At 73.3% G+C, this 19,687-nt stretch carries 16 protein-coding genes; 8 read left to right on the top strand and 8 right to left on the bottom strand.

The features are described 5' to 3' along the window. Positions 1–37: 37 nt before the first annotated feature. The 3 genes from ABZX75_RS06900 to ABZX75_RS06890 all read left to right on the top strand — a co-directional run bounded on the left by ABZX75_RS06900 (position 38) and on the right by ABZX75_RS06890 (position 3,089). Positions 38–700: a DUF5819 family protein gene (locus ABZX75_RS06900; protein WP_355408643.1), complete on the top strand. Its 663-nt coding sequence runs from the start codon at positions 38–40 to the stop codon at positions 698–700. Beyond that, positions 697–1,944 carry an HTTM domain-containing protein gene (locus tag ABZX75_RS06895; protein WP_355408641.1) on the top strand — a complete coding sequence of 416 codons (1,248 nt, stop codon included), beginning with the start codon at positions 697–699 and terminating at the stop codon, positions 1,942–1,944. Before ABZX75_RS06900 ends, ABZX75_RS06895 begins: the two co-directional genes overlap by 4 nt. Before the next feature lie 386 nt (positions 1,945–2,330). After that, on the top strand, positions 2,331–3,089 hold the full coding sequence (locus tag ABZX75_RS06890) for a TrmH family RNA methyltransferase (RefSeq protein ID WP_355408639.1): 759 nt from the start codon (positions 2,331–2,333) through the stop codon (positions 3,087–3,089). A 9-nt stretch (positions 3,090–3,098) separates the two neighbouring features. On the opposite strand, the gene paaN is transcribed toward ABZX75_RS06890, so the two are convergent. Then, positions 3,099–4,781 carry a phenylacetic acid degradation protein PaaN gene (paaN, locus tag ABZX75_RS06885; protein WP_355408638.1) on the bottom strand — a complete coding sequence of 561 codons (1,683 nt, stop codon included), beginning with the start codon at positions 4,779–4,781 and terminating at the stop codon, positions 3,099–3,101. Between the two features lie 248 nt (positions 4,782–5,029). On the opposite strand from paaN, the gene ABZX75_RS06880 reads away from it, so the two are divergent. Both ABZX75_RS06880 and ABZX75_RS06875 read left to right on the top strand, forming a co-directional pair. Then, positions 5,030–6,574, top strand: coding sequence for a 3-hydroxyacyl-CoA dehydrogenase (locus tag ABZX75_RS06880; protein ID WP_355408636.1), 1,545 nt, complete (start codon positions 5,030–5,032; stop codon positions 6,572–6,574). Beyond that, complete coding sequence (locus ABZX75_RS06875) at positions 6,571–7,161, top strand: TetR/AcrR family transcriptional regulator (RefSeq protein ID WP_355408634.1); 591 nt, start codon at positions 6,571–6,573, stop codon at positions 7,159–7,161. The genes ABZX75_RS06880 and ABZX75_RS06875 overlap by 4 nt, the downstream gene beginning before the upstream one ends. A gap of 91 nt (positions 7,162–7,252) precedes the next feature. On the opposite strand, the gene ABZX75_RS06870 is transcribed toward ABZX75_RS06875, so the two are convergent. Further along, complete coding sequence (locus ABZX75_RS06870; protein WP_355409080.1) at positions 7,253–7,822, bottom strand: Lrp/AsnC family transcriptional regulator; 570 nt, start codon at positions 7,820–7,822, stop codon at positions 7,253–7,255. 193 nt (positions 7,823–8,015) lie between these two features. Between ABZX75_RS06870 and pdhA the strand changes: the two genes are divergently transcribed. Genes pdhA through ABZX75_RS06855 form a run of 3 tightly spaced genes read left to right on the top strand, consistent with a single transcriptional unit; the run spans position 8,016 to position 11,508 of the window. Continuing rightward, a complete protein-coding gene (gene pdhA / locus ABZX75_RS06865; RefSeq protein WP_355408632.1) occupies positions 8,016–9,152 on the top strand; it encodes a pyruvate dehydrogenase (acetyl-transferring) E1 component subunit alpha in 1,137 nt (378 codons plus the stop codon). 38 nt (positions 9,153–9,190) lie between these two features. Next, positions 9,191–10,159 (top strand): alpha-ketoacid dehydrogenase subunit beta, encoded by a 969-nt coding sequence (locus ABZX75_RS06860; RefSeq protein WP_355409078.1) that lies wholly within the window; start codon positions 9,191–9,193, stop codon positions 10,157–10,159. Further along, entirely contained in the window at positions 10,159–11,508 is a 1,350-nt protein-coding gene (locus ABZX75_RS06855) for a dihydrolipoamide acetyltransferase family protein (RefSeq protein ID WP_355408630.1), read from the top strand. Before ABZX75_RS06860 ends, ABZX75_RS06855 begins: the two co-directional genes overlap by 1 nt. A gap of 151 nt (positions 11,509–11,659) precedes the next feature. On the opposite strand, the gene ABZX75_RS06850 is transcribed toward ABZX75_RS06855, so the two are convergent. The 6 genes from ABZX75_RS06850 to ABZX75_RS06825 all read right to left on the bottom strand — a co-directional run bounded on the left by ABZX75_RS06850 (position 11,660) and on the right by ABZX75_RS06825 (position 19,684). Continuing rightward, entirely contained in the window at positions 11,660–12,637 is a 978-nt protein-coding gene (locus ABZX75_RS06850) for an NAD(P)H-quinone oxidoreductase (protein ID WP_355408628.1), read from the bottom strand. Positions 12,638–12,677: 40 nt separating this feature from the next. Next, the gene (locus tag ABZX75_RS06845) at positions 12,678–13,778 is read right to left on the bottom strand and encodes a potassium channel family protein (RefSeq protein WP_355408626.1); all 1,101 of its coding nucleotides are present in this window, start codon (positions 13,776–13,778) and stop codon (positions 12,678–12,680) included. Then, complete coding sequence (locus ABZX75_RS06840; protein WP_355408624.1) at positions 13,766–15,070, bottom strand: molybdopterin molybdotransferase MoeA; 1,305 nt, start codon at positions 15,068–15,070, stop codon at positions 13,766–13,768. The genes ABZX75_RS06845 and ABZX75_RS06840 overlap by 13 nt, the downstream gene beginning before the upstream one ends. Next, positions 15,067–16,011 (bottom strand): NTP transferase domain-containing protein, encoded by a 945-nt coding sequence (locus tag ABZX75_RS06835; RefSeq protein ID WP_355408622.1) that lies wholly within the window; start codon positions 16,009–16,011, stop codon positions 15,067–15,069. The genes ABZX75_RS06840 and ABZX75_RS06835 overlap by 4 nt, the downstream gene beginning before the upstream one ends. A 280-nt stretch (positions 16,012–16,291) precedes the next feature. Then, positions 16,292–16,834: a bacterial proteasome activator family protein gene (locus ABZX75_RS06830; protein ID WP_355408620.1), complete on the bottom strand. Its 543-nt coding sequence runs from the start codon at positions 16,832–16,834 to the stop codon at positions 16,292–16,294. Between the two features lie 96 nt (positions 16,835–16,930). Beyond that, on the bottom strand, positions 16,931–19,684 hold the full coding sequence (locus tag ABZX75_RS06825) for an FtsX-like permease family protein (RefSeq protein ID WP_355409076.1): 2,754 nt from the start codon (positions 19,682–19,684) through the stop codon (positions 16,931–16,933). Between the last annotated feature and the right edge of the window lie 3 nt (positions 19,685–19,687).

The raw sequence follows: 19,687 nt of genomic DNA, 5'->3' as shown, positions 1-19,687 counted from the left end.
GTGGTCAACCCTGTGGACGCCGGATGATCGGGGTGGGATGCATTCGAACGATCGGGAGCCCGCGGCAGAGGCTTCCGCACCGCCGCCGCGCGCACCCGGAATCGCCGGTCTGTCCACCCCGTACCGGGTCGTCGCGGCCCTTGCCCTCGGGGCCGTCGCCGTCACCGCCTGCGGGCACCTGGCCTTCGTCTTCCTGCACGTGGCCCCGGCCAACACGGTGAGCAAGCGGCACGCGCGGACGGTCGACGGGTGGATCTACCCCGAGTTCGAACAGAACTGGAAGCTCTTCGCCCCCAACCCGCTCCAGCAGAACATCGCGGTCGAGGTGCGCGCGCAGGTACGGACCTCCGCCGGTGAGCTGATCACCAGCGACTGGCGCGACCTGTCCGCCGAGGACGGCGCGGCCATCCGGCACAACCTGCTGCCGAGCCACACCCAGCAGAACGAACTGCGCCGGGCCTGGGACTTCTTCACCGGCTCCCACGACGAGCAGAACGAGCCGAACGGCGAACGCGGCGCCCTCTCCGAGGAGTACCTGCGGCGGATCGCGGTGGACCGGCTCACCCCGGTCCACCGGGACGAGCGCATCCTGAGGGTTCAGCTGCGCTCGGCGACGAGGGCGGTGCCGGCGCCGGAGTGGAGCACCGAGCAGTCGGACACCCAGACCTACTACCGGGAGCTGCCGTGGTGGACGGTGTGAGCGGCGTAGGCGGCATGGGCCGAGTGGGAGGCGCGGGCGGCGTAGGCGGCCCGGGCAGGGCGGGCCCGGTGGGCCGGGCGCGCGAGGCGGCCGGCCGGGCGCTGGCGAAGGTCACCGGCCAGGCCCTCGGCCCGTACCAGAGCGCCGTGATCCGCATCGGCTTCGCCGGGACCTGGCTGTTCTTCCTGCTGCGGGAGTTCCCCCACCGGGCCGAGCTGTACGGGCCCGACGGGCCGTGGAGCTGGGAGCTGGCGGAGCGGCTGATCGCCTCCAACGGGGCCTTCACGGTGCTGCTGTGGTCCGACTCGACGCTGTGGTTCGAGATCGTCTACGCCATGGCCGTGCTGTCGAGCGCGGGGCTGCTGCTGGGCTGGCGGACCCGGGCGACGTCCGTGCTGTTCATGGTCGGCGTGCTGTCGCTGCAGAACCGCAGCGTGTTCATGGGCGACGGCGGCGACAACGTCATCCACCTGATGGCGCTCTACCTGGTGCTGACGCGCTGCGCGCAGGTGTGGTCCCTCGACGCGCGCCGGGCCCGTACGCGCGGTTCGGCGACGGCCGGGGCGGCCGGGCCGGTGGTGTGGGGCGTGCTGGGGGCGGTCCTCGCGTACGGGGCGGCGACCGGGGGCTTCAGCCACGGCTGGCTGGCGGCCTTCGCGGCGGCGTGGGTGGTCGCCGGACTCTGGTGGACGGTCGACCGGTACGAACCGGAGGGGGAGGGACGGGCGGCCCTGGACGTCCTGGCGAACCTGCTGCACAACGCGGGCATGCTGGTGATCATGGCGGAGGTCTGCCTGATCTACGCGACGGCGGGCTGGTACAAGATCCAGGGGTCGCGGTGGCAGGATGGGACGGCCCTGTACTACCCGCTGCGGCTGGACTACTTCACGCCGTGGCCGGAGCTGTCGGGGCTCCTGGCGGGCAGCGGGACGGTGGTGATGCTGCTGTCGTACGGGACGGTCGCGGTGCAGGTGGCGTTTCCGTTCACGCTGTTCAACCGGCGGGTCAAGAACGTGCTGCTGGCCGTGATGATGCTGGAGCACGTGGGGATCGCGGTGCTGCTGGGCCTGCCGTTCTTCTCGCTCGCGATGATTGCCGCTGACGCGGTGTTTCTGCCGACCGCGCTGCTGGTGTGGCTCGGCGCGGGGGTTCGGGGGCGGGTCCGTGCGGTGGCTCCCGTGGGGGCGGGGGACGGGGTTCCGGGGGCGCGGCCTGTGGTGCCGGCGGGCTCGGGCCTTCGCTGACGCGAGCTTCTGCCGCGCCGTCGCGCAAGCGGCCCCGGGCTGCGCCCGGGCTCCCAGGGCTGCGCCCGGGCTCCCAGGGCTCCGCCCCGGACCCCGCGCCTCAATCGCCGGCGGGGCTTGATTTGCCCCGGGTCGTGCGTCTCGATCGCGGGTGGCGCTTGATTGGCCCGGGCCCCGCACCCGCGCCTCTATCGCCGGTGGGACGTGATTTGCCTCGGGTCGTGCGTCTCGACCGTGGCGGGCTTGATTGGCCCGGGCCCCGCGTCTCGATCGCCGACGGGGCTTGATTGGCCCCGGACCCCGCGCCTCAATCGCCGGTGGGGCTTGATTCGTCTCGGGTCGGGCGTCCGGCCCAGGGGCTGGGCGGGGCGTCGTAAGGTCGGGGTATGCGTGAGCGGCTGAGTGTGGACGAGACGGTGGGGCGGTGGCGGGAGGCCGTCGGGCGGGGGGACCTCGTGCTGCTGGACGGGTTCCACGCGCTGAAGCACGCCCTGCGCTTCGGGGCGCAGGTCCACATGGCCGTCGCCGACGAGCCGGACACCGTACGGAAACTCGCCGCCGAGCTGGCTCCCGACGTCGAGGAGGCCGTGGCCGCACTGGTCCGGGAGGCGCCGCTCAAGGGTCTGCTGCCCCGCGTGCATCCCACCGGCGTCGCGGCCCTCGCCGTACGGCCCGACCGTGCGGCAGGCCGGGCCGCGCTCGACCTGATGCCGCGGCCCGCGCCGATCGTCGTACTCGACAACCCCCGCAACCTCGGCAATGTCGGCGCCGTCGTCCGGCTCGCCGCCGGCTTCGGGGCCACCGGGGTCGTGACCCGCGGCGATCTCGACCCCTGGCACCCCAACGTCGTCCGGGCCGGGGCCGGCCTGCACTACGCCACCACCGTCGAGCGGCTCGAACTGGAAGAACTCCCGCCCGGGCCGCTCTACGCGCTCGACCCGGAGGGCGAGGACATCCGCGCCCTCACCCTCCCGGACGACGCCCTGCTCGCCTTCGGCTCGGAACGCCACGGCATCTCGCCCGAGCTGCGCGCCCGCGCCGACCACCTGGTGTCCCTGCCGATGCGGCCGCAGGTCTCCAGCTACAACCTGGCCACCAGCGTGGCCATGGCCCTCTTCCACTGGGGAGGCCCCGCAGCGGGTTAGGACCGGGGATCATGCCTGGCGGCGGACCTCCACCACGCGGAAGCGGTTCGAGACGAAGGCTCCGTCGCACAGTGCCGCATTCGCCGCCGGGTTGCCGCCCGAACCGTGGAAGTCCGAGAACGCCGCGGTCTGGTTGACGTACACCCCGCCCGTCAGGTTCAGCGAGAGCTGCGCCGACTCCTCCAGGCAGACCTCCTCGATCGCCCGCTCGGTGTCCGCGGACGTCGTGTACGCGCCCACCGTCATCGCGCCCTTCTCCCGCACCGTGCGCCGCAGCAGCTCCAGCGCGTCGGCCGTGGAGTCCACGGCCACCGCGAAGGACACCGGGCCGAAGCACTCGGAGAGGTACGCGGCGTCGGCGTCCGGCTTGGACGCGTCCAGCTTCACCATCACCGGCGTACGGACCACGGCGTCCGGGAATTCGGGGTTCACCACTTCGCGGGAGGGCAGCGCGACCTCGCCCAGCCCGGCCGCCGCCTCCAGCCGGTCCTTGACCCCCGGGTTGACCAGGGCGCCCAGCAGCGCGTTGGCCCGGGCGTCATCGCCCAGCAGGCCGCCGACCGACGCCGCGAGGTCGGCGACGACCTCGTCGAACGTCTTGTGTCCGGCGTCCGTCGCGATGCCGTCCCGCGGGATCAGCAGGTTCTGCGGGGTGGTGCACATCTGCCCGCTGTACAACGAGAGGGAGAAGGCCAGGTTGGACAGCATTCCCTTGTAGTCGTCGGTGGAGTCCACCACGACGGTGTTGACGCCGGCCTTCTCGGTGTAGACCTGCGCCTGGCGGGCGTTGGCCTCCAGCCAGTCCCCGAACTCCGTCGAGCCGGTGTAGTCGATCAGCTTGATCTCGGGCCGCACGGCGAGGGACTTGGCGATGCCCTCGCCGGGCCGCTCCACCGCGAGCGCCACCAGGTTGGGGTCGAAGCCCGCCTCCGCGAGGACCTCCCGCGCGACCTGCACGGTCAGCGCGAGCGGCAGCACCGCCCGCGGGTGCGGCTTGACGAGCACCGGGTTGCCGGTGGCCAGGGAGGCGAAGAGCCCCGGGTAGCCGTTCCAGGTGGGGAAGGTGTTGCAGCCGATCACCAGGGCGATGCCGCGCGGGACCGCCGTGAAGCTCTTGCCGAGCTCCAGCGGGTCCTTCTTGCCCTGCGGCTTCGACCAGTCGGCCCGGCCCGGGACCCGGGTCTGCTCCTCGTACGCATACGCCACCGCCTCCAGGCCGCGGTCCTGCGCGTGCGGGCCGCCCGCCTGGAACGCCATCATGAAGGCCTGGCCGCTGGTGTGCATGACCGCGTGCGCGAACTCGTGCGTCCGCGCGCTGATCCGGGCCAGGATCTCGACGCAGACCAGGGCGCGCGCCTCGGGCCCGGCGTCCCGCCAGGCACGCATGCCGGCCCGCATCGCGGGGAGCAGGACCTCCGGGTCCACATGCGGGTACTCGACGCCCAGCTCCGGGCCGTACGGGGACACCTCGCCGCCGGTCCAGCCGTCCGTGCCGGGCTGCCCCAGGTCGAGGCGGGTTCCGCGGACGGCTTCGAAGGCGGCGAGCCCGTCGGCCGGCGCGGTCTCCCCGTACGCCTTGGGGTGCTCGGGATGCGGGGACCAGTAGGCGCGGCTGCGGATCGCCGTCAGCGCCTGATCCAGGGTGGACCGGTGCTTCTCGGAAAGCTGGGGGACGGTGAGCTCGGCGGCCATCAGGGACCAACTCCTCGTTGAGCCGGGCGGATCGGGCGGGATCGGGCGGGATCGACAGGCGGTTCAGGCAAGGCGGGCAAGGCGGGCAGTGGCAAGCAAGCCAAGCAACGCGAGCGAGCCAAGCAACCCGAGCAACCCAGGCAAGGCAGGGCGGTGAAGAGCAGACTGGAGCTAGAGTAACCGAACGATCGGTCGGGACAAGAGGGCCCGGCAGACCTGTGGATAAGTCGGTGCGGGAGGATCAGGTCATGACAGCAATCGAGCGGTCCCGCACTGTGGCGGTCGTCGGCGCCGGCACCATGGGACAGGGCATCGCCCAGGTGGCCCTTCTTGCAGGTCACCGGGTGCTGATCTACGACATCGACGCCACGCTCGCCACCGACGGCGTCGCCCTGGTGCAGGACCGCGTCGAGCGGATGGCCGCCAAGGGCCGCCTCGATCGCGCCGAGGCCGAGCACGCGATCGGCCGAATCGAGTCGGCCGGCGGCCCGGGCCTCGCGGGCCTCGCCGAGGCCGCCCTCGTCATCGAGGCGGTCGTCGAGGACGTCGGCGTCAAGCGCACCCTCTTCGCGGCCCTCGAAGAGGTGGTTTCGCCGGACACGCTGCTGGCCACCAACACCTCCTCGCTCTCCGTCACCGAGCTCGCCGCCGGTCTCGCGCACCCGGGCCGCTTCCTCGGCCTGCACTTCTTCAACCCGGCCCCGCTGCTCCCGCTCGTCGAGGTGGTCAGCGGTTCCGCGACCGACCCGGCTGCCGCCGACCGCGCGTACGCCACCGTCCTCGGCTGGGGAAAGACGCCGGTCCGCTGCGCCGACACCCCCGGCTTCATCGTCAACCGGATCGCCCGCCCCTTCTACGCCGAGGCCTTCGCGGTGTACGAGGAGCAGGGCGCCGACCCGGCCACCATCGACGCCGTGCTGCGCGAATGCGGCGGCTTCAAGATGGGTCCCTTCGCGCTGACCGACCTGATCGGCCAGGACGTCAACGAGGCCGTGACCCGCTCCGTGTGGGAGTCCTTCTTCCGGAGCCCCAAGTTCACCCCCTCGCTCGCGCAACGCCGGCTGGTCCAGTCGGGCCGCCTGGGCCGCAAGTCGGGACACGGCTGGTTCCCGTACGGCCCGGACGCCGTACCGGAAGCGCCGCACACCGCCGCCCCCGAAGAGGCCCCGGCCAAGGTCACCGTCGTCGGTGACCTCGGGCCCGCCGCCGAGCTGGCCGAGCTGCTGGAGGAGGCCGGGATCGAGGTCACCGCCACCGAGCACGGCGGCCCGTACATCCAGCTGCCCGGCGAGGGACAGCTCGTCCTCGCCGACGGGAAGACCTCCATCGAGTTCTCGGACGTCGTCTACTTCGACCTCGCGCTCGACTACCGCGGCGCCACCCGGATCGCGCTCTCCGCCGGTGCGGACACGAGCGAGCGGACCCTCGCCGAGGCCGTCGGACTCTTCCAGAAGCTCGGCAAGCGGGTCTCGGTCATCGGCGACGTCCCCGGCATGATCGTCGCCCGGACCGTCGCGATGCTGATCGACCTCACCGCCGACGCGGTCGCCCGGGGCGTTGCCTCCGCCGAGGACATCGACACGGCCATGCGGCTCGGCGTCAACTACCCGCTCGGCCCGTCCGAATGGCACGAGCGCCTCGGCCGGGACTGGGCCTACGACCTGCTGCACCACCTCGACGAGCGCTGTCCCGGCGGCCGGTACGCGCCCTCGCTCGCGCTGTTCAAGCTGGGCTACGCCGAGGACGCCGACGACGCCGGGGGCGCCGAGGACGAGGCCGGGGAGAGCGAATGACCACGGCCAAGCGGGACACGTACACCCCGGAGACCCTCCTGTCCGTCGCGGTACAGGTCTTCAACGAGCGCGGCTACGACGGCACCTCCATGGAGCACCTCTCCAAGGCCGCGGGGATCTCGAAGTCCTCCATCTACCACCACGTCACGGGCAAGGAGGAGCTGCTGCGCCGGGCCGTCAGCCGCGCCCTCGACTCGCTCTTCGCGGTACTGGAGGAGCCCGGAGCCGTACGGGGCCGGGCGGTCGAGCGCGTCGAGTACGTCACGCGGCGCACGGTGGAGGTGCTGGTCACCGAGCTGCCGTACGTGACGCTGCTGCTGCGCGTCCGGGGCAACACGCGGACCGAGCGCTGGGCCCTGGAACGCCGCCGCGAGTTCGACCACCAGGTCGCGGACCTCCTCAAGGCCGCCGCGGCCGAGGGAGACCTGCGGGCGGACGTGGACATCCGCCTCGCCACCCGGCTCCTCTTCGGCATGGTGAACTCCCTGGTCGAGTGGTACCGCCCGCACCCGGGCACGGGCCACGACCAGCTCGCCGACGCGATCGTCCACATGGCCTTCGACGGCCTGCGGACCACCCGCGACTGACCGACCCGCAGCCCCGTCCGAGCCCCCGCCCGCTGACAGCCCCCGCCCGCTGACCCCCCCGCCCTCTGACAGCCCCCGCCCCCTGTCCGGCCTAGTCCTCCGAGATCGTGGGTCCGGCCGGCGGCCCTCCCGGCCCTCCCGGTCCGGGGGCCAGCAGGTCCGTCTCCTCGAACACCAGCAGGGTGCGCGTGGAGAGGACCTCCGGGATGGCCTGGAGCCTGGTCAGGACCAGTTCGCGCAGCGTCCGGTTGTCCGGTGTGTGGACCAGCAGCAGGACGTCGAAGTCTCCGCTGACCAGGGCGATGTGAGCGGCGCCCGGCAGCTCGCGGAGCTGTTCGCGGACCGTGCGCCAGGAGTTCTGGACGATCTTCAGGGTGATGTAGGCGGAGGCGCCCTGCCCCGCGCGCTCGTGGTTGACGCGGGCCGTGAAGCCGCGGATCACTCCGTCGTCGATCAGCCGGTTGATCCGGGCGTAGGCGTTCGCCCGCGACACGTGCACCTGCTCCGCGACCGACCGTATCGAGGCCCGGCCGTCCGCTTGGAGCAGCCGCACGATCGAGCGGTCGATGGGGTCCAGGGTGCGGGGTGCCACCGGCGGGCCCCCGGGGGCGCTACCGGCGGTACCCCCTAGTGGGACCGTCGGTGAACCGGCTCCGGCCATTTGTTCATCCGGCATTGCCCGATGCCTCCCTCTCCTGGACGTCCTGCACCCATCCCAGGGCTTCGGCGCCACTTTGTCCACAGCCTGGAGCCGCCTGTAGCCAAATTGCGCGGACAACCGAACAATCGGTAGGTGAGGCGCCTCACACCCGGGGCTCTCCCCGCCCGCTTCCCACGAGGAGGTGTACGCCGCCATGACGGTCCAAGAGCTGCCCGGTGCCGGTGCGTCCCACCGACCCACCCCGCCGCCCGCCTGGAGGCCCCGTACGGATGCCGCCCCGCTGCTCCCGGACCCCGAGCCCTACCGGGTGCTGGGCACCGCGGCGGCCGAGCGGCTCGACCCCGCGCTGATGCGCCGCTGCTACGCCGAGCTGGTGCGCGGCCGCCGCTACAACGCCCAGGCCACCGCGCTGACCCGGCAGGGACGGCTCGCCGTCTACCCCTCCACCGTCGGCCAGGAGGCTTGCGAGATCGCGGCCGCGCTGGTTCTGGAGGACCGGGACTGGCTGTTCCCGAGCTACCGCGACACCCTGGCGGCCGTGGCGCGCGGACTGGACCCCGTACAGGCGCTGACCCTCCTGCGCGGCGACTGGCACACCGGCTACGACCCGCGCGAGCGCCGGATAGCCCCCCTGTGCACCCCGCTCGCCACCCAGCTGCCGCACGCGGTGGGCCTGGCCCACGCCGCCCGGCTGCGCGGCGACGACGTCGTGGCGCTCGCCATGGTCGGCGACGGCGGCACCAGCGAGGGCGACTTCCACGAGGCGCTGAACTTCGCCGCCGTCTGGCAGGCCCCGGTGGTCTTCCTCGTGCAGAACAACGGCTTCGCGATCTCCGTCCCGCTCGCCAAGCAGACCGCCGCCCCGTCACTGGCCCACAAGGCCGTGGGGTACGGGATGCCCGGCCGGCTGGTCGACGGGAACGACATCGCCGCCGTGCACGAGGTGCTGACCGAGGCCGTCCGGCGCGCCCGGTCCGGCGGCGGTCCGACCCTGGTCGAGGCCGTCACGTACCGGATGGAGGCCCACACGAACGCCGACGACGCGACCCGCTACCGCGGTGACGCCGAGGTCGAGGCATGGAAGGCGCACGACCCGGTGGAACTGCTGGAGCGCGAGCTGACCGCACGCGGAATCCTCGACGAGGCCGGCGTTCAGGAGGCCAGGGACGCGGCCGAGGTGATGGCGGCGGACCTGCGCCGGGCGATGAACGCGGATCCGGTGCTGGACCCGATGGACCTCTTCGCGCACGTCTACGCGGAGCAGACGGACCAGTTGCGGCAGCAGGCGCAGATGCTGCGCGCCGAGCTGGAAGCGGAGGAGCAGTCGTGACGACGGTGGCGGCGAAGCCGGCGGTGAAGCCCGCGACGATGGCGCAGGCCCTGAACCGGGCGATGCGGGACGCGATGGCGCAGGACCCGACGGTCCACGTCATGGGCGAGGACGTCGGCACGCTCGGCGGTGTCTTCCGGATCACGGACGGGCTCGCGAAGGAGTTCGGCGAGGACCGCTGCACGGACACACCGCTCGCGGAGGCGGGAATCCTGGGCGCGGCGGTGGGCATGGCCATGTACGGGCTGCGGCCGGTGGTGGAGATGCAGTTCGACGCGTTCGCGTACCCGGCCTTCGAGCAGCTGATCTCGCACGTGGCGAAGATGCGGAACCGGACGCGGGGCGCGATGCCGCTGCCGATCACCATCCGGGTGCCGTACGGCGGCGGGATCGGCGGCGTGGAGCACCACAGCGACTCCTCCGAGGCGTACTACGTGGCGACCCCGGGCCTGACGGTGGTCACTCCGGCGACGGTGGAGGACGCGTACGGGCTGCTGCGCGCCTCGATCGCGAGCGACGACCCGGTGGTCTTCCTGGAGCCGAAGCGGCTGTACTGGTCGAAGGCCGACTGGTCGCCGGAGGCGCCCGCCGCGGTACCGGGGATCGGCAAGGCGCTGGTCCGGCGGACGGGCACGAGCGCGACGCTGATCACGTACGGTCCTTCGCTGCCGGTGTGCCTGGAGGCGGCCGAGGCGGCGCGCGAGGAGGGCTGGGAGCTGGAGGTCGTGGACCTGCGCTCGCTGGTCCCCTTCGACGAGGAGACGGTCGTGGCGTCCGTACGCCGCACCGGGCGCGCGGTGGTGGTCCACGAGGCCGGCGGCTTCGGCGGACCGGGCGCGGAGATCGTCGCCCGCGTCACCGAGCGGTGCTTCCACCACCTGGAGGCGCCGGTGCTGCGCGTGACGGGCTTCGACATCCCGTACCCGCCGCCGATGCTGGAGAAGCACCACCTGCCCGGTGTGGACCGGATCCTGGACACCGTGGCCCGCCTGCAGTGGGAGAACTGATGCCGCAGGTACTGGAATTCAAGCTGCCGGATCTCGGCGAGGGCCTGACGGAGGCCGAGATCGTCCGCTGGCTGGTGGCGGTCGGGGACGTCGTCGCCGTGGACCAGCCGGTCGTCGAGGTCGAGACGGCCAAGGCGATGGTGGAGGTGCCGTGCCCGTACGGCGGTGTGGTCACCGCCCGTTTCGGGGAGGAGGGCACGGAGCTTCCGGTGGGGGCGCCGCTGATCACGGTGGCGGTCGGTGTGCAGGCCGGAGCGGGGGCGGGCGAGGAGCCGGAGCCCTCGGGCTCGGGCAACGTCCTGGTCGGCTACGGCACGGACCACTCCCGGCAGGCGCGGCGGAAGCGGATCCGGCCGGGGGCGGGCGCGCCTGCTGCTCCGGTCGCGGCGTCGGTCACCGCTGCGGCTGCGGCTCCAGCCGCGGCCGTGGCTGCGGGCTCGCGCCCGGCCGTGGCTCCGGCCCTCGCCGCCGCTCCCACCGGGCCGGTCGCGGTGATCTCGCCGCTGGTGCGCAAGCTGGCCCGGGACCACGGGGTCGACCTGCGCGCGCTGCGCGGATCGGGGCCCGAGGGGCTGATCCTGCGGGCGGACGTCGAGGCGGCGCTGCGCGAGCCCGAACCGGCACCCGCCGCCGCGCCTGTGGCCGCACCCGGTCCGGAGGCGGCCACGCGGATCCCCCTCAAGGGGGTGCGCGGGGCGGTCGCCGAGAAGCTGTCGCGCAGCCGCCGGGAGATTCCGGACGCCACCTGCTGGGTCGACGCGGACGCCACCGAGCTGATGGCGGCACGGACCGCGATGAACGCCGTGGACGGACCCAAGATCTCGGTGCTGGCGCTGCTGGCCCGGATCTGCACGGCCGCGCTCGCCCGGTACCCGGAGCTCAACTCGACCGTGGACCTGGCGGCCAAGGAGATCGTCCGGTACCAGGCCGTGCACCTGGGCTTCGCCGCGCAGACCGATCGGGGCCTGGTGGTCCCCGTGGTCCGCGATGCCCACCGCCGCACTCCGGAGTCCCTGTCGGCGGAGTTCGCCCGCCTCACCGAGCTGGGCCGGGCGGGCAAGCTGGCCCCCGCCGACCTCACGGGCGGGACCTTCACCCTCAACAACTACGGGGTGTTCGGGGTCGACGGCTCCACGCCGATCATCAACCACCCGGAGGCGGCGATGCTCGGGGTGGGCCGGATCGTCCCCAAGCCGTGGGTGCACCAGGGCGAACTCGCCGTCCGGCAGGTCGTACAGCTGTCGCTGACCTTCGACCACCGGGTGTGTGACGGCGGCACGGCGGGCGGCTTCCTGCGGTACGTCGCGGACTGCGTGGAATCCCCGGCGGTGCTGCTGCGCAGCCTGTGACCGGTGCGGGACGGGGTGGGGGGCGCTGCGCAGCCTGTGACCGGTGCGGTGCGGTGTGTGTGCCGCGGGCGCGGAACCGTCCCCGCCCCGCCGTTCGCCGGCTCCCGGGCTCTGCCCGGGAGCCGGGGGCGGAGCCCCCGTGGGCGCGCGGTCAGACCGTGAGCAGCAGCTTGCCCACGTGGCTGCCCGACTCCATGGCCCGGTGCGCCTCGGCCGCCTCCTCCAGCGGGAACGTCGCGTGCACCACCGGCCGGATCCGCCCCGCCGACACCAGCGGCCACACGTGTTCCCGTACGGCCGCCACGATGGCCGCCTTCTCCTCCAGCGGCCGGGCCCGCAGCGACGTCGCGGTGATCGCCGCCCGCTTGGCCAGCAGCGCGCCGAGGTTCAGTTCGGCCTTCACCCCGCCCTGCAGTCCGATCACGGCGAGCCGGCCGTTCACCGCCAGGGCGTCCACGTTCCGCGCGAGGTACTTCGCGCCCATGATGTCCAGGATCACGTCCGCGCCGGCCCCGCCCGTCGCAGCCCGCAGCTCCGTCACGAAGTCCTGCTCGCGGTAGTCGATCAGGATGTCCGCGCCCAGCTCCTTGCACCGTGCCAGCTTCTCCGGGCCGCCGGCCGTGACCGCCACCGTCGCGCCCACGGCCTTCGCCAGCTGGATCGCCATCGTCCCGATGCCGCTGGAGCCGCCGTGCACGAGCAGCGTTTCGCCGGGCCGCAGCCCGGCCACCATGAACACGTTCGACCACACCGTCGAGACGACCTCCGGCAGCGCCGCCGCCGTCACCAGGTCCACGCCCGCCGGGACCGGCAGCAGCTGGCCCGCGGGGACGGCCACCTTCTGCGCGTACCCGCCGCCCGCCAGCAGCGCGCACACCTCGTCGCCCACCGCCCAGCCGGAGACCCCCGGCCCGATCGCGGAGATCCGCCCGGAACACTCCAGGCCCGGATAGCGCGAGGTGCCGGGCGGGGGGTCGTAGAAGCCCTGGCGCTGCAGGACGTCCGCCCGGTTCACGGCGCTCGCCGCGACCTCGACGAGCACCTCGCCCTCACCGGCCACCGGATCGGGTACGTCGGTCCAGACGAGGGCCTCGGGGCCGCCGGGCTGCTCGATGGTGATCGCATGCATGGCCCGGAGGGTACGCGAACGCGCCCCACCGGCCCAGTACCTACTCGGCCGAGCCCAGGGTCACCGGCGGTGACATCGGCGGAGACGCCCGCACGATGGTGATGAGACGGTCCGTCAGCTGCAACGGGCTCGCGTGCGGGTCGTCGTACGCGAGCAGCCGGTGTCCGCGCAGCACACTCACGACCAGGTCCTGGGTGTCCCGTACCGACTTGCCCGCTTCGGCCTTGTTGACGGGCCGTTCGATGAGGTCGAGGCCGCTGCCCTGCTGGATCAGGTCCTCCATGACGGTTCCCGCGCTCGGGCTGAGGACGGAAAGCCCCAGCAGCCGCCCGGCCGCGCTCGCGCTCGTGATGACCGCGTCCGCGCCCGACTGGCGCAGCAGGGGTGCGTTCTCCTCCTCGCGCACGGCCGCGACGATCTTCGCTCCTCGGTTGAGCTGTCGCGCCGTCAGCGCGACCAGCACCGCCGTGTCGTCCCGCTGGGTGGCGATGACGATCTGACGGGCCTTCTGCAGCTCGGCGCGGAGCAGGACGTCGGAGCGCGTGGCGTCACCCACCACCCCGGTGAATCCCTCCGAGTTGGCCGTGTCGATCACCTTGGAGCTCGGGTCGACGATGACGACCTGCTCCTTCCGCAGGCCGGTGGCCAGCAGCGTCTGCAGGGCAGAGCGGCCCTTCGTGCCGAAGCCGATGATGACCGTGTGTTCGCGCAAGTTCTTCCTCCAGCGACTCAGCCGCCATTCTTCCCTCGTCCGCTCGGTGAGGACTTCCAGGGTGGTGCCGACCAGGATGATCAGGAACAGCACGCGCAGCGGCGTGATCAGCAGCACGTTCATCAGCCGCGCGCTGTCGCTGTGCGGGACGATGTCGCCGTATCCGGTGGTGGACAGGGTCACGGTCGCGTAGTAGACGCAGTCGAGGAAGTCGACGGTTTCGTTGGCGTTGTCGTGATAGCCGGCCCGGTCCGTCCACACGATCAGGACGGTGAGGCACAGCACCAGCATGGCCATCAGAAGGCGCTTGCTGACCTGGCGCAGCGGCTTGTCGATGATGCGTCTGGGCAGCTTGATGCGCCGGGAGACGAGCTTCTCGTCCGCCTCCCGGGCCATGGCGTCTTGGCCGGGGAGTTTCACGTGAAACATCCTCCCGAGGCCCAGGGAAGATCAAGGATCTCCAGTTCCTGCCCGGCCCGCGCGCCGTTCGGCGGTACGACGGCCAGCGCGTCGGCGGCCGCCACTCCGCGCAGCATCGCCGGGCCGTTGTAGCGCAGCGGCGCCGCGTGCTCACCGGTCAGCAGGACCGGGACCAGCCGGGTGTCGTGCGGGTGGCCCGGCACGTCGCCCTGGACCACGGCCGTGTACCGGGGGCGCCGACGGCGGCCTGCGAGGGCGCGCAGCAGCGGTTCGGCGAGGGTCAGCAGCCCGGAGACGGCGGCCAGCGGGTTGCCGGGCAGACCCACCACGTACGGGCCGTTCCCGCGCTCGCCGACGCGGGCGAGCAGCATCGGGTGTCCGGGGCGTACCGCGACCCCGTCGACCAGCATCTCGGCGCCGGCCCGGCGCAGTACGGGGTGGACGTGGTCGACGGGCCCGCCCGCGGTGCCGCCGGTGGTGATGACCACGTCCGCGGCGGAGGTGGTGACGGCCTCCAGCAGGGCCTCGGCTCCGGCCGGGTCGTCACCGAGCCGCCGGGTGCCGGTGACCTCGGCGCCGAGCCGGGCGAGCCAGGGGGCGAGCATGGGGCTGAGGGCGTCCCGGATCAGCCCGTCGTGCGGGCGGCCTTCGGTGAGCAGCTCGTCGCCGAGCACCAGGATCTCGACGCGGGGCCGGGGACGGGTGGTCAGCTCGTCGTACCCGGCGGCCGCGGCCAGGCCCAGTACGGCCGGGGTGACCAGGGAGCCGGCGGGCAGCAGCAGGTCGCCGGAGCGGCACTCCTGGCCTCGCGGGCGGATGTCCTGGCCGGTCAGGACGGGCCGGTCGGCGTAGAGCTGCGTGCCGGCTTCGCGGCTGTGCTCGTTGCGGATCACGGCGGTGGTGTCGGCGGGGATCCGGGCTCCGGTGGCGATCCGTACGGCCTCGCCGTCCGCGAGCGGCTCCGGCCGGTCGGAGCCGGCCAGCAGGTCTCCACCGGTGCGGACGGTCCAGGGGCCGGGGCCGGCGACGGCCCAGCCGTCCATGGCGGAGGTGTCGAAGGACGGCAGGTCGGTGAGGGCTTCCAGGGGCGCGGCCAGCACTTCGCCGAGGGAGTCGGCGAGGGGGACGCGATGGGTACGGTCCGGCGCACCGGTCCCGGCGCGGACGGCGGCGTCCCGGGCCCGCGGCCAGTCGGACGCACGGGGGCCGCTGGCCTCAGGGGTGCGGCTGACGAGGGCCAGAGCCTCGTCGAGGGCCTGCTCTGCGGAGGTGGCGGGCGGGGTGGGGGTCGAGGGGGTCATCCGGAGCCGTTCTGTTCGTGATCGGCGTTGCCTGCACCGGCGTTGCCCGCACCGGCGGCGGTACCGGCGCCGACTGTACCCACGCCGGCGGTACCCGCATCGGCCTCCCCCTCGGCAGCCCAGCGCAGCGCCAGGTCGGCGGCCTTGCGGGAGGCCTCGGCGACGGCCCGGGCGGGGTCGGCGCCGGTGGCCGCGGCGTGGGCGGCCGCGTAGCCGACCAGGAAGGTGGTCAGGGGGGCGGCGGGCCGGGCGACGCCGTGGGCGGCGTCACGGGCGAGGTCGAGCAGGGTCTTGGTGTCGACGGTGAGGTCGATGCCCAGCTCGGTCTTGACGGCGGTGATCCATTGGTCCAGCACGGTTCCATGCTCTCTGATCCGGATGCGGGCGGCGGCGAGATCGTCCCAGGTGTCGCAGTCGAAGGAGGCGAGTGGCGCAGTATCCGTCACTTCTGCCAGGTCGAGCTCGGCGGTGAGGGCCCGCAGCGGCAGACCGGCGAGCCCGCCGTGCTCTGCGACGAGCAGGGCGAGCTCGCGGCGCAGGGGCTCGGCCCGGTAGGCGGCGACCAGCGGCTGGGCCCGCCCGTCCGCGTCCCGCAGCAGGGCCCCCTCGCCGGTCCCGGCCCGCGCCAGCAGGGTCCGTACGGTGTCGCGGTCCAGGAACGGCAGGTCAGCGGCGAGGACGAGGACCAGCTCGGCGGTGGTCTGCCGCAGCCCGGCGTCCAGCGCCGCCAGCGGGCCGCCGCCGGGCGGGTCCTCGCGGGCCCAGCGCACCGGCCGCGCGGTGGTCCGGCGGCCGCCGACCACGACGGTGGCCAGGGCGTCCGCGCAGGCGTCGAGGACCCGGTCGAGGAGGGTCCGGCCGCCGACGTGCAGTCCGGGCTTGTCCGCCCCGCCGAGTCGCCTCGCGGCGCCCCCGGCCAGGACGATCGCGTCGTAGCTCATTCCTTGAGTATGGGCTGCCCGAGTTCCCCGCGGGGAGCCCCGTCCCCCGTCCCCCGTCCACCGGCCGGCCCGCCGGGTGGGCCGGTGGCGGTAACCGGCGAAGCCGGGCACACCGCTCCCGCAGCGGCGGCCGCGCGCCGGCAGGTGGCGGCACGCGCGACGGTGGTCGCGGTTCCCGGGGCCGCGGCACCGCGCCCCGGCACGGGGCCGCACCGCGACGGCGGGCCCGGATCGCAAGGGTGCGATCCGGGCCCGCCGTTGTTGCGCTGACCGCCGGCGGCTAGAGGTACGGGCCCGAGCGGATCGCCCCGTGCGCGCCGTCCTCGTCATCGTCGTCGTGGTGGGAGCCGGGCGGGAGCGCGCGGCGCATCTGTTCCAGCTGGGCCCGCGCCGCCATCTGCTGCGCGAACAGGGCCGTCTGGATGCCGTGGAAGAGGCCTTCGAGCCAGCCCACCAACTGGGCCTGCGCGATGCGCAGTTCCGCCTCGGAGGGAATCGCCTCCTCGGTGAACGGCAGGGAGAGCCGCTCCAGTTCCTCCACGAGCTCCGGTGCGAGCCCGTCCTCGAGCTCCTTCACCGACGCCGCGTGGATGTCCTTGAGCCGGACCCGGCTGGCCTCGTCGAGAGGCGCGGCACGTACCTCTTCCAGGAGTTGCTTGATCATGCTGCCGATCCGCATGACCTTGGCGGGTTGTTCGACCATCTCCGTCACCGGGACCTCGCGCGACTCGTCATCGGCGCCGCCGACCGCCATCCCGTCCTGTCCCACGATCAGGACGTTCGGGGGGCTTTCCTGCGACCGTTCACTCCTCGGCATCTCCATGCCGCCATTGTCTCGTACACCTTCGTCCTCACTCGGTGTGCCCCCGTACAGGCGTGATCCACCCTGTACGGGGGCACCGGGATCGGCTCGGGCGGACTATCCCGCCGCCCGCCGCGCCAGCGCTCCGCTGGACCGGGTGACCAGCGCGGCCAGCAGCGCCGCGCCGAGCGGCACCACGACCAGCAGTCCGGCGAGGGTCTCCCAGGGCACCGCTATGGGCACGTACGGCACGGCGTCCGCCGCCTCGAAGCCCCTGTTGATGCCGGACTGGTAGAGCTCTTCCAACTCGCGCCGCTCCGTGAGGCGGAGCCCGACCGCGGGCAGTATTCCGGCCGCCGAGCCCAGGACGACGCCCATCAGGGCGACCACCCCGCACTGGAAGCCGCTGAGCGTGCGCCGCACCCGCGGCGGGGCGCCGACGGCGGCCAGGGTCTTCAGGTCGGCCTCGGCGTCGGCCTGGGCGAGTCCGGTGGCGATGCCCGCCGCCCCGATGGTGACCAGGCCCGCGAAGACGGTGAGGGCGAGCAGGGCCAGGCCGTCGTTGCCCTGGTACCCGGCCTCGATGCGGACGAACGCGTCCACACCCATCCGGTCGATCTCACCCTCCAGCCTCTGCCGCTGTTCGGTCGTGGCCGACCCGTCGAGGGCGAAGTACGAGCCGGCGGGCGCGGTGGCCAGCCCGGCCGCCTTGGCGGCTCCGGCCGGCAGGACCAGCTGGATGCCCCATCCCTCGGCGGTGTCGGGGGCCTGGTGCACGGTGAGCACCTTGTCCTCGCCGGGCGGCTCCTCGCCCCGCATGGCGGCGGTGTCGGCGGCGTCCGCGTCGGTGATGACGCGGAGCGTGACCTTGCCGTCCTTGACGTTGCGCTTGTCGAAGGAGACCGGCTTGCCCGCCTTGAGGGCCGCGACGGTGCCCGGGTCGGTGACGGCCAGCGCGGTGAGCAGCTTCTCGTCGGCGACCACGGTGTCGGACGAGGCGCCGTACCGGCTCTGCTCGCAGCGCCAGTCCTGGCGCAGTTCCCGCGCCTGCGCCTCGGTGAAGGAGGCGGGGCCGTCGACGCCCTCGAAGAGCGGGCAGCGCTGTTCCTTGGGCTTGATGATCTCGGTCCGGCCGCAGCCCGTCTTCGAGGAGCGCCCGTCGCAGCCCGGCTTGCCGACGACCAGCCGGTCCACGTCGGCCCGCACCGACAGCGGGAGTTCCTTGGCGAGGGCTTCGCGCAGGGCGGGCAGCTCCTTGTGGGCGGTGTTGTCGGCGCTGAGCACCCCGGTGCCGTGCGGCAGGTCGGCCACGTACTCGTGACGGCGCTGGATGTCGCTGCTGTGCTGGTACGTGGCCACCGCGACGGTACCGGCGACGGCGGCCAGTACGGCGGCCACGGCGGGCGCCGTACGCCCGCGGTTGCGCACGGCGTCGCGCAGCGCGAGCCGCGGCGACAGCGGCAGCCACCGGCCGAGGCGCCCGAACAGGCCGACCAGCATGGGGGTGAGGGCGACGATGCCGAGCTCGGCGATGGCGCTGCCGCCCGCGACGACGGTGGAACCCATCCGGGACGTCGTGCCGTACAGGGCGATCGCGGCGCCGACACCGACGGCGATCAGTCCTACGAGGGGCAGGACGCGGTTGGAATGGCGGATTCCGCGGCGCCCGGTGAGCGAGGCGAGGACGGTCTGCCGCGAGGCGGTGACAGCCGGGACGATCGCCGCCAGCAGGCCCGTCAGCACGGCGAGGAGGGCGATGCCGAGCAGCTCCAGCGGGCGGACGTCCAAGTGGCCGAAGCGGTTGCCGAGCTGGTTCTCCAGCACCGGCCTCAGTCCGATGGTGAGGGCGACGCCGAGGGCGGTGCCGCAGACGGCGGCCGCGGCGCCGATGACCAGGCCGCCGGAGAGCACGATGGACCGGATGTGGCGGCGGTCGCCGCCGTTGGAGCCGACCAGGCCGAGCTGGCGGCGCGAGCGCCGGGCGCCGACGGCGAAGGCGGGGCCGGCCAGCAGGCAGATCTCCAGCATGGCGAGGCCCACGACGGTGGCCAGTACGGCCATTTCGACGGCCCGGTTGCTGCCGTACTCGAACTGCTCCTTGGACTCCTGCTGGTACAGCGGCACGTCGGAGTCGGCGGGCGGGTCGAGGGTGACGGCGCGGGAGGTGACGAGCACGCCCTTGGCGTTGGCCTCCTTGACCATGTTCCACGTGAAACCATCGCCGCCGACCGTGACGAGGTAGGTGTCACTGGCGCCCACTCCGCGGGCGTCGGCGGCCTGCAAGGCCTTGTCGAGCGGGGCGAGCAGGGTCCCGGGCGGGGCGAGGATCTCCGGCCTCTTGAGCTCGGAGGGCAGCTCGTACGCGCCCACGATCTTGTACGAGGAGACCGCATGGCGCGGTGTGACCGAGGAGCCGACGAAGAAGCCGGAGTGCTCCAGGAAGGCGGTGGTGGCGATGACCTCACCCGCCGCCTGCGGCAGCCGGCCGCGGTCGAGGGTGAACAGGCCCTTCACCAGCGGACTGTGTGCGTCCAGTTCGCGCAGCTCGGTGTCGAGCAGCCCGTGTGTGGTGCGCACCTTGGCGTGGCCGCGGCTGTCCTTGACGGTCTGGGCGCCGCCCGGGATGGCGGACTGCAGCACCTGCGGGGTCTCCTCCTTCGAGCCCTTCGACGGGTCGTAGGAGTCGTGGCCGCCGACCGGCGCGTAGTTGGCGCCGGACGGCTGCTGGTAGATGGGCACGCCCATGCCCGTGGAGCTCAGCTCGGCGTCGGCGCTGCCGAGCTTGCGCGCCAGCGTCTGCTCGGCGGACAGTTCGGCGCTGCGCAGCGTGAGATCGGCGGCGCTCACGCCGACGATGGGCAGGGCGATCATCGC

Source organism: Streptomyces sp. NPDC003038, assembly GCF_040611115.1.
GTDB lineage: Bacteria > Actinomycetota > Actinomycetes > Streptomycetales > Streptomycetaceae > Streptomyces.
Note: the sequence above shows the minus strand (reverse complement) of the source record. Positions and strands in the feature narration are given on the sequence as shown.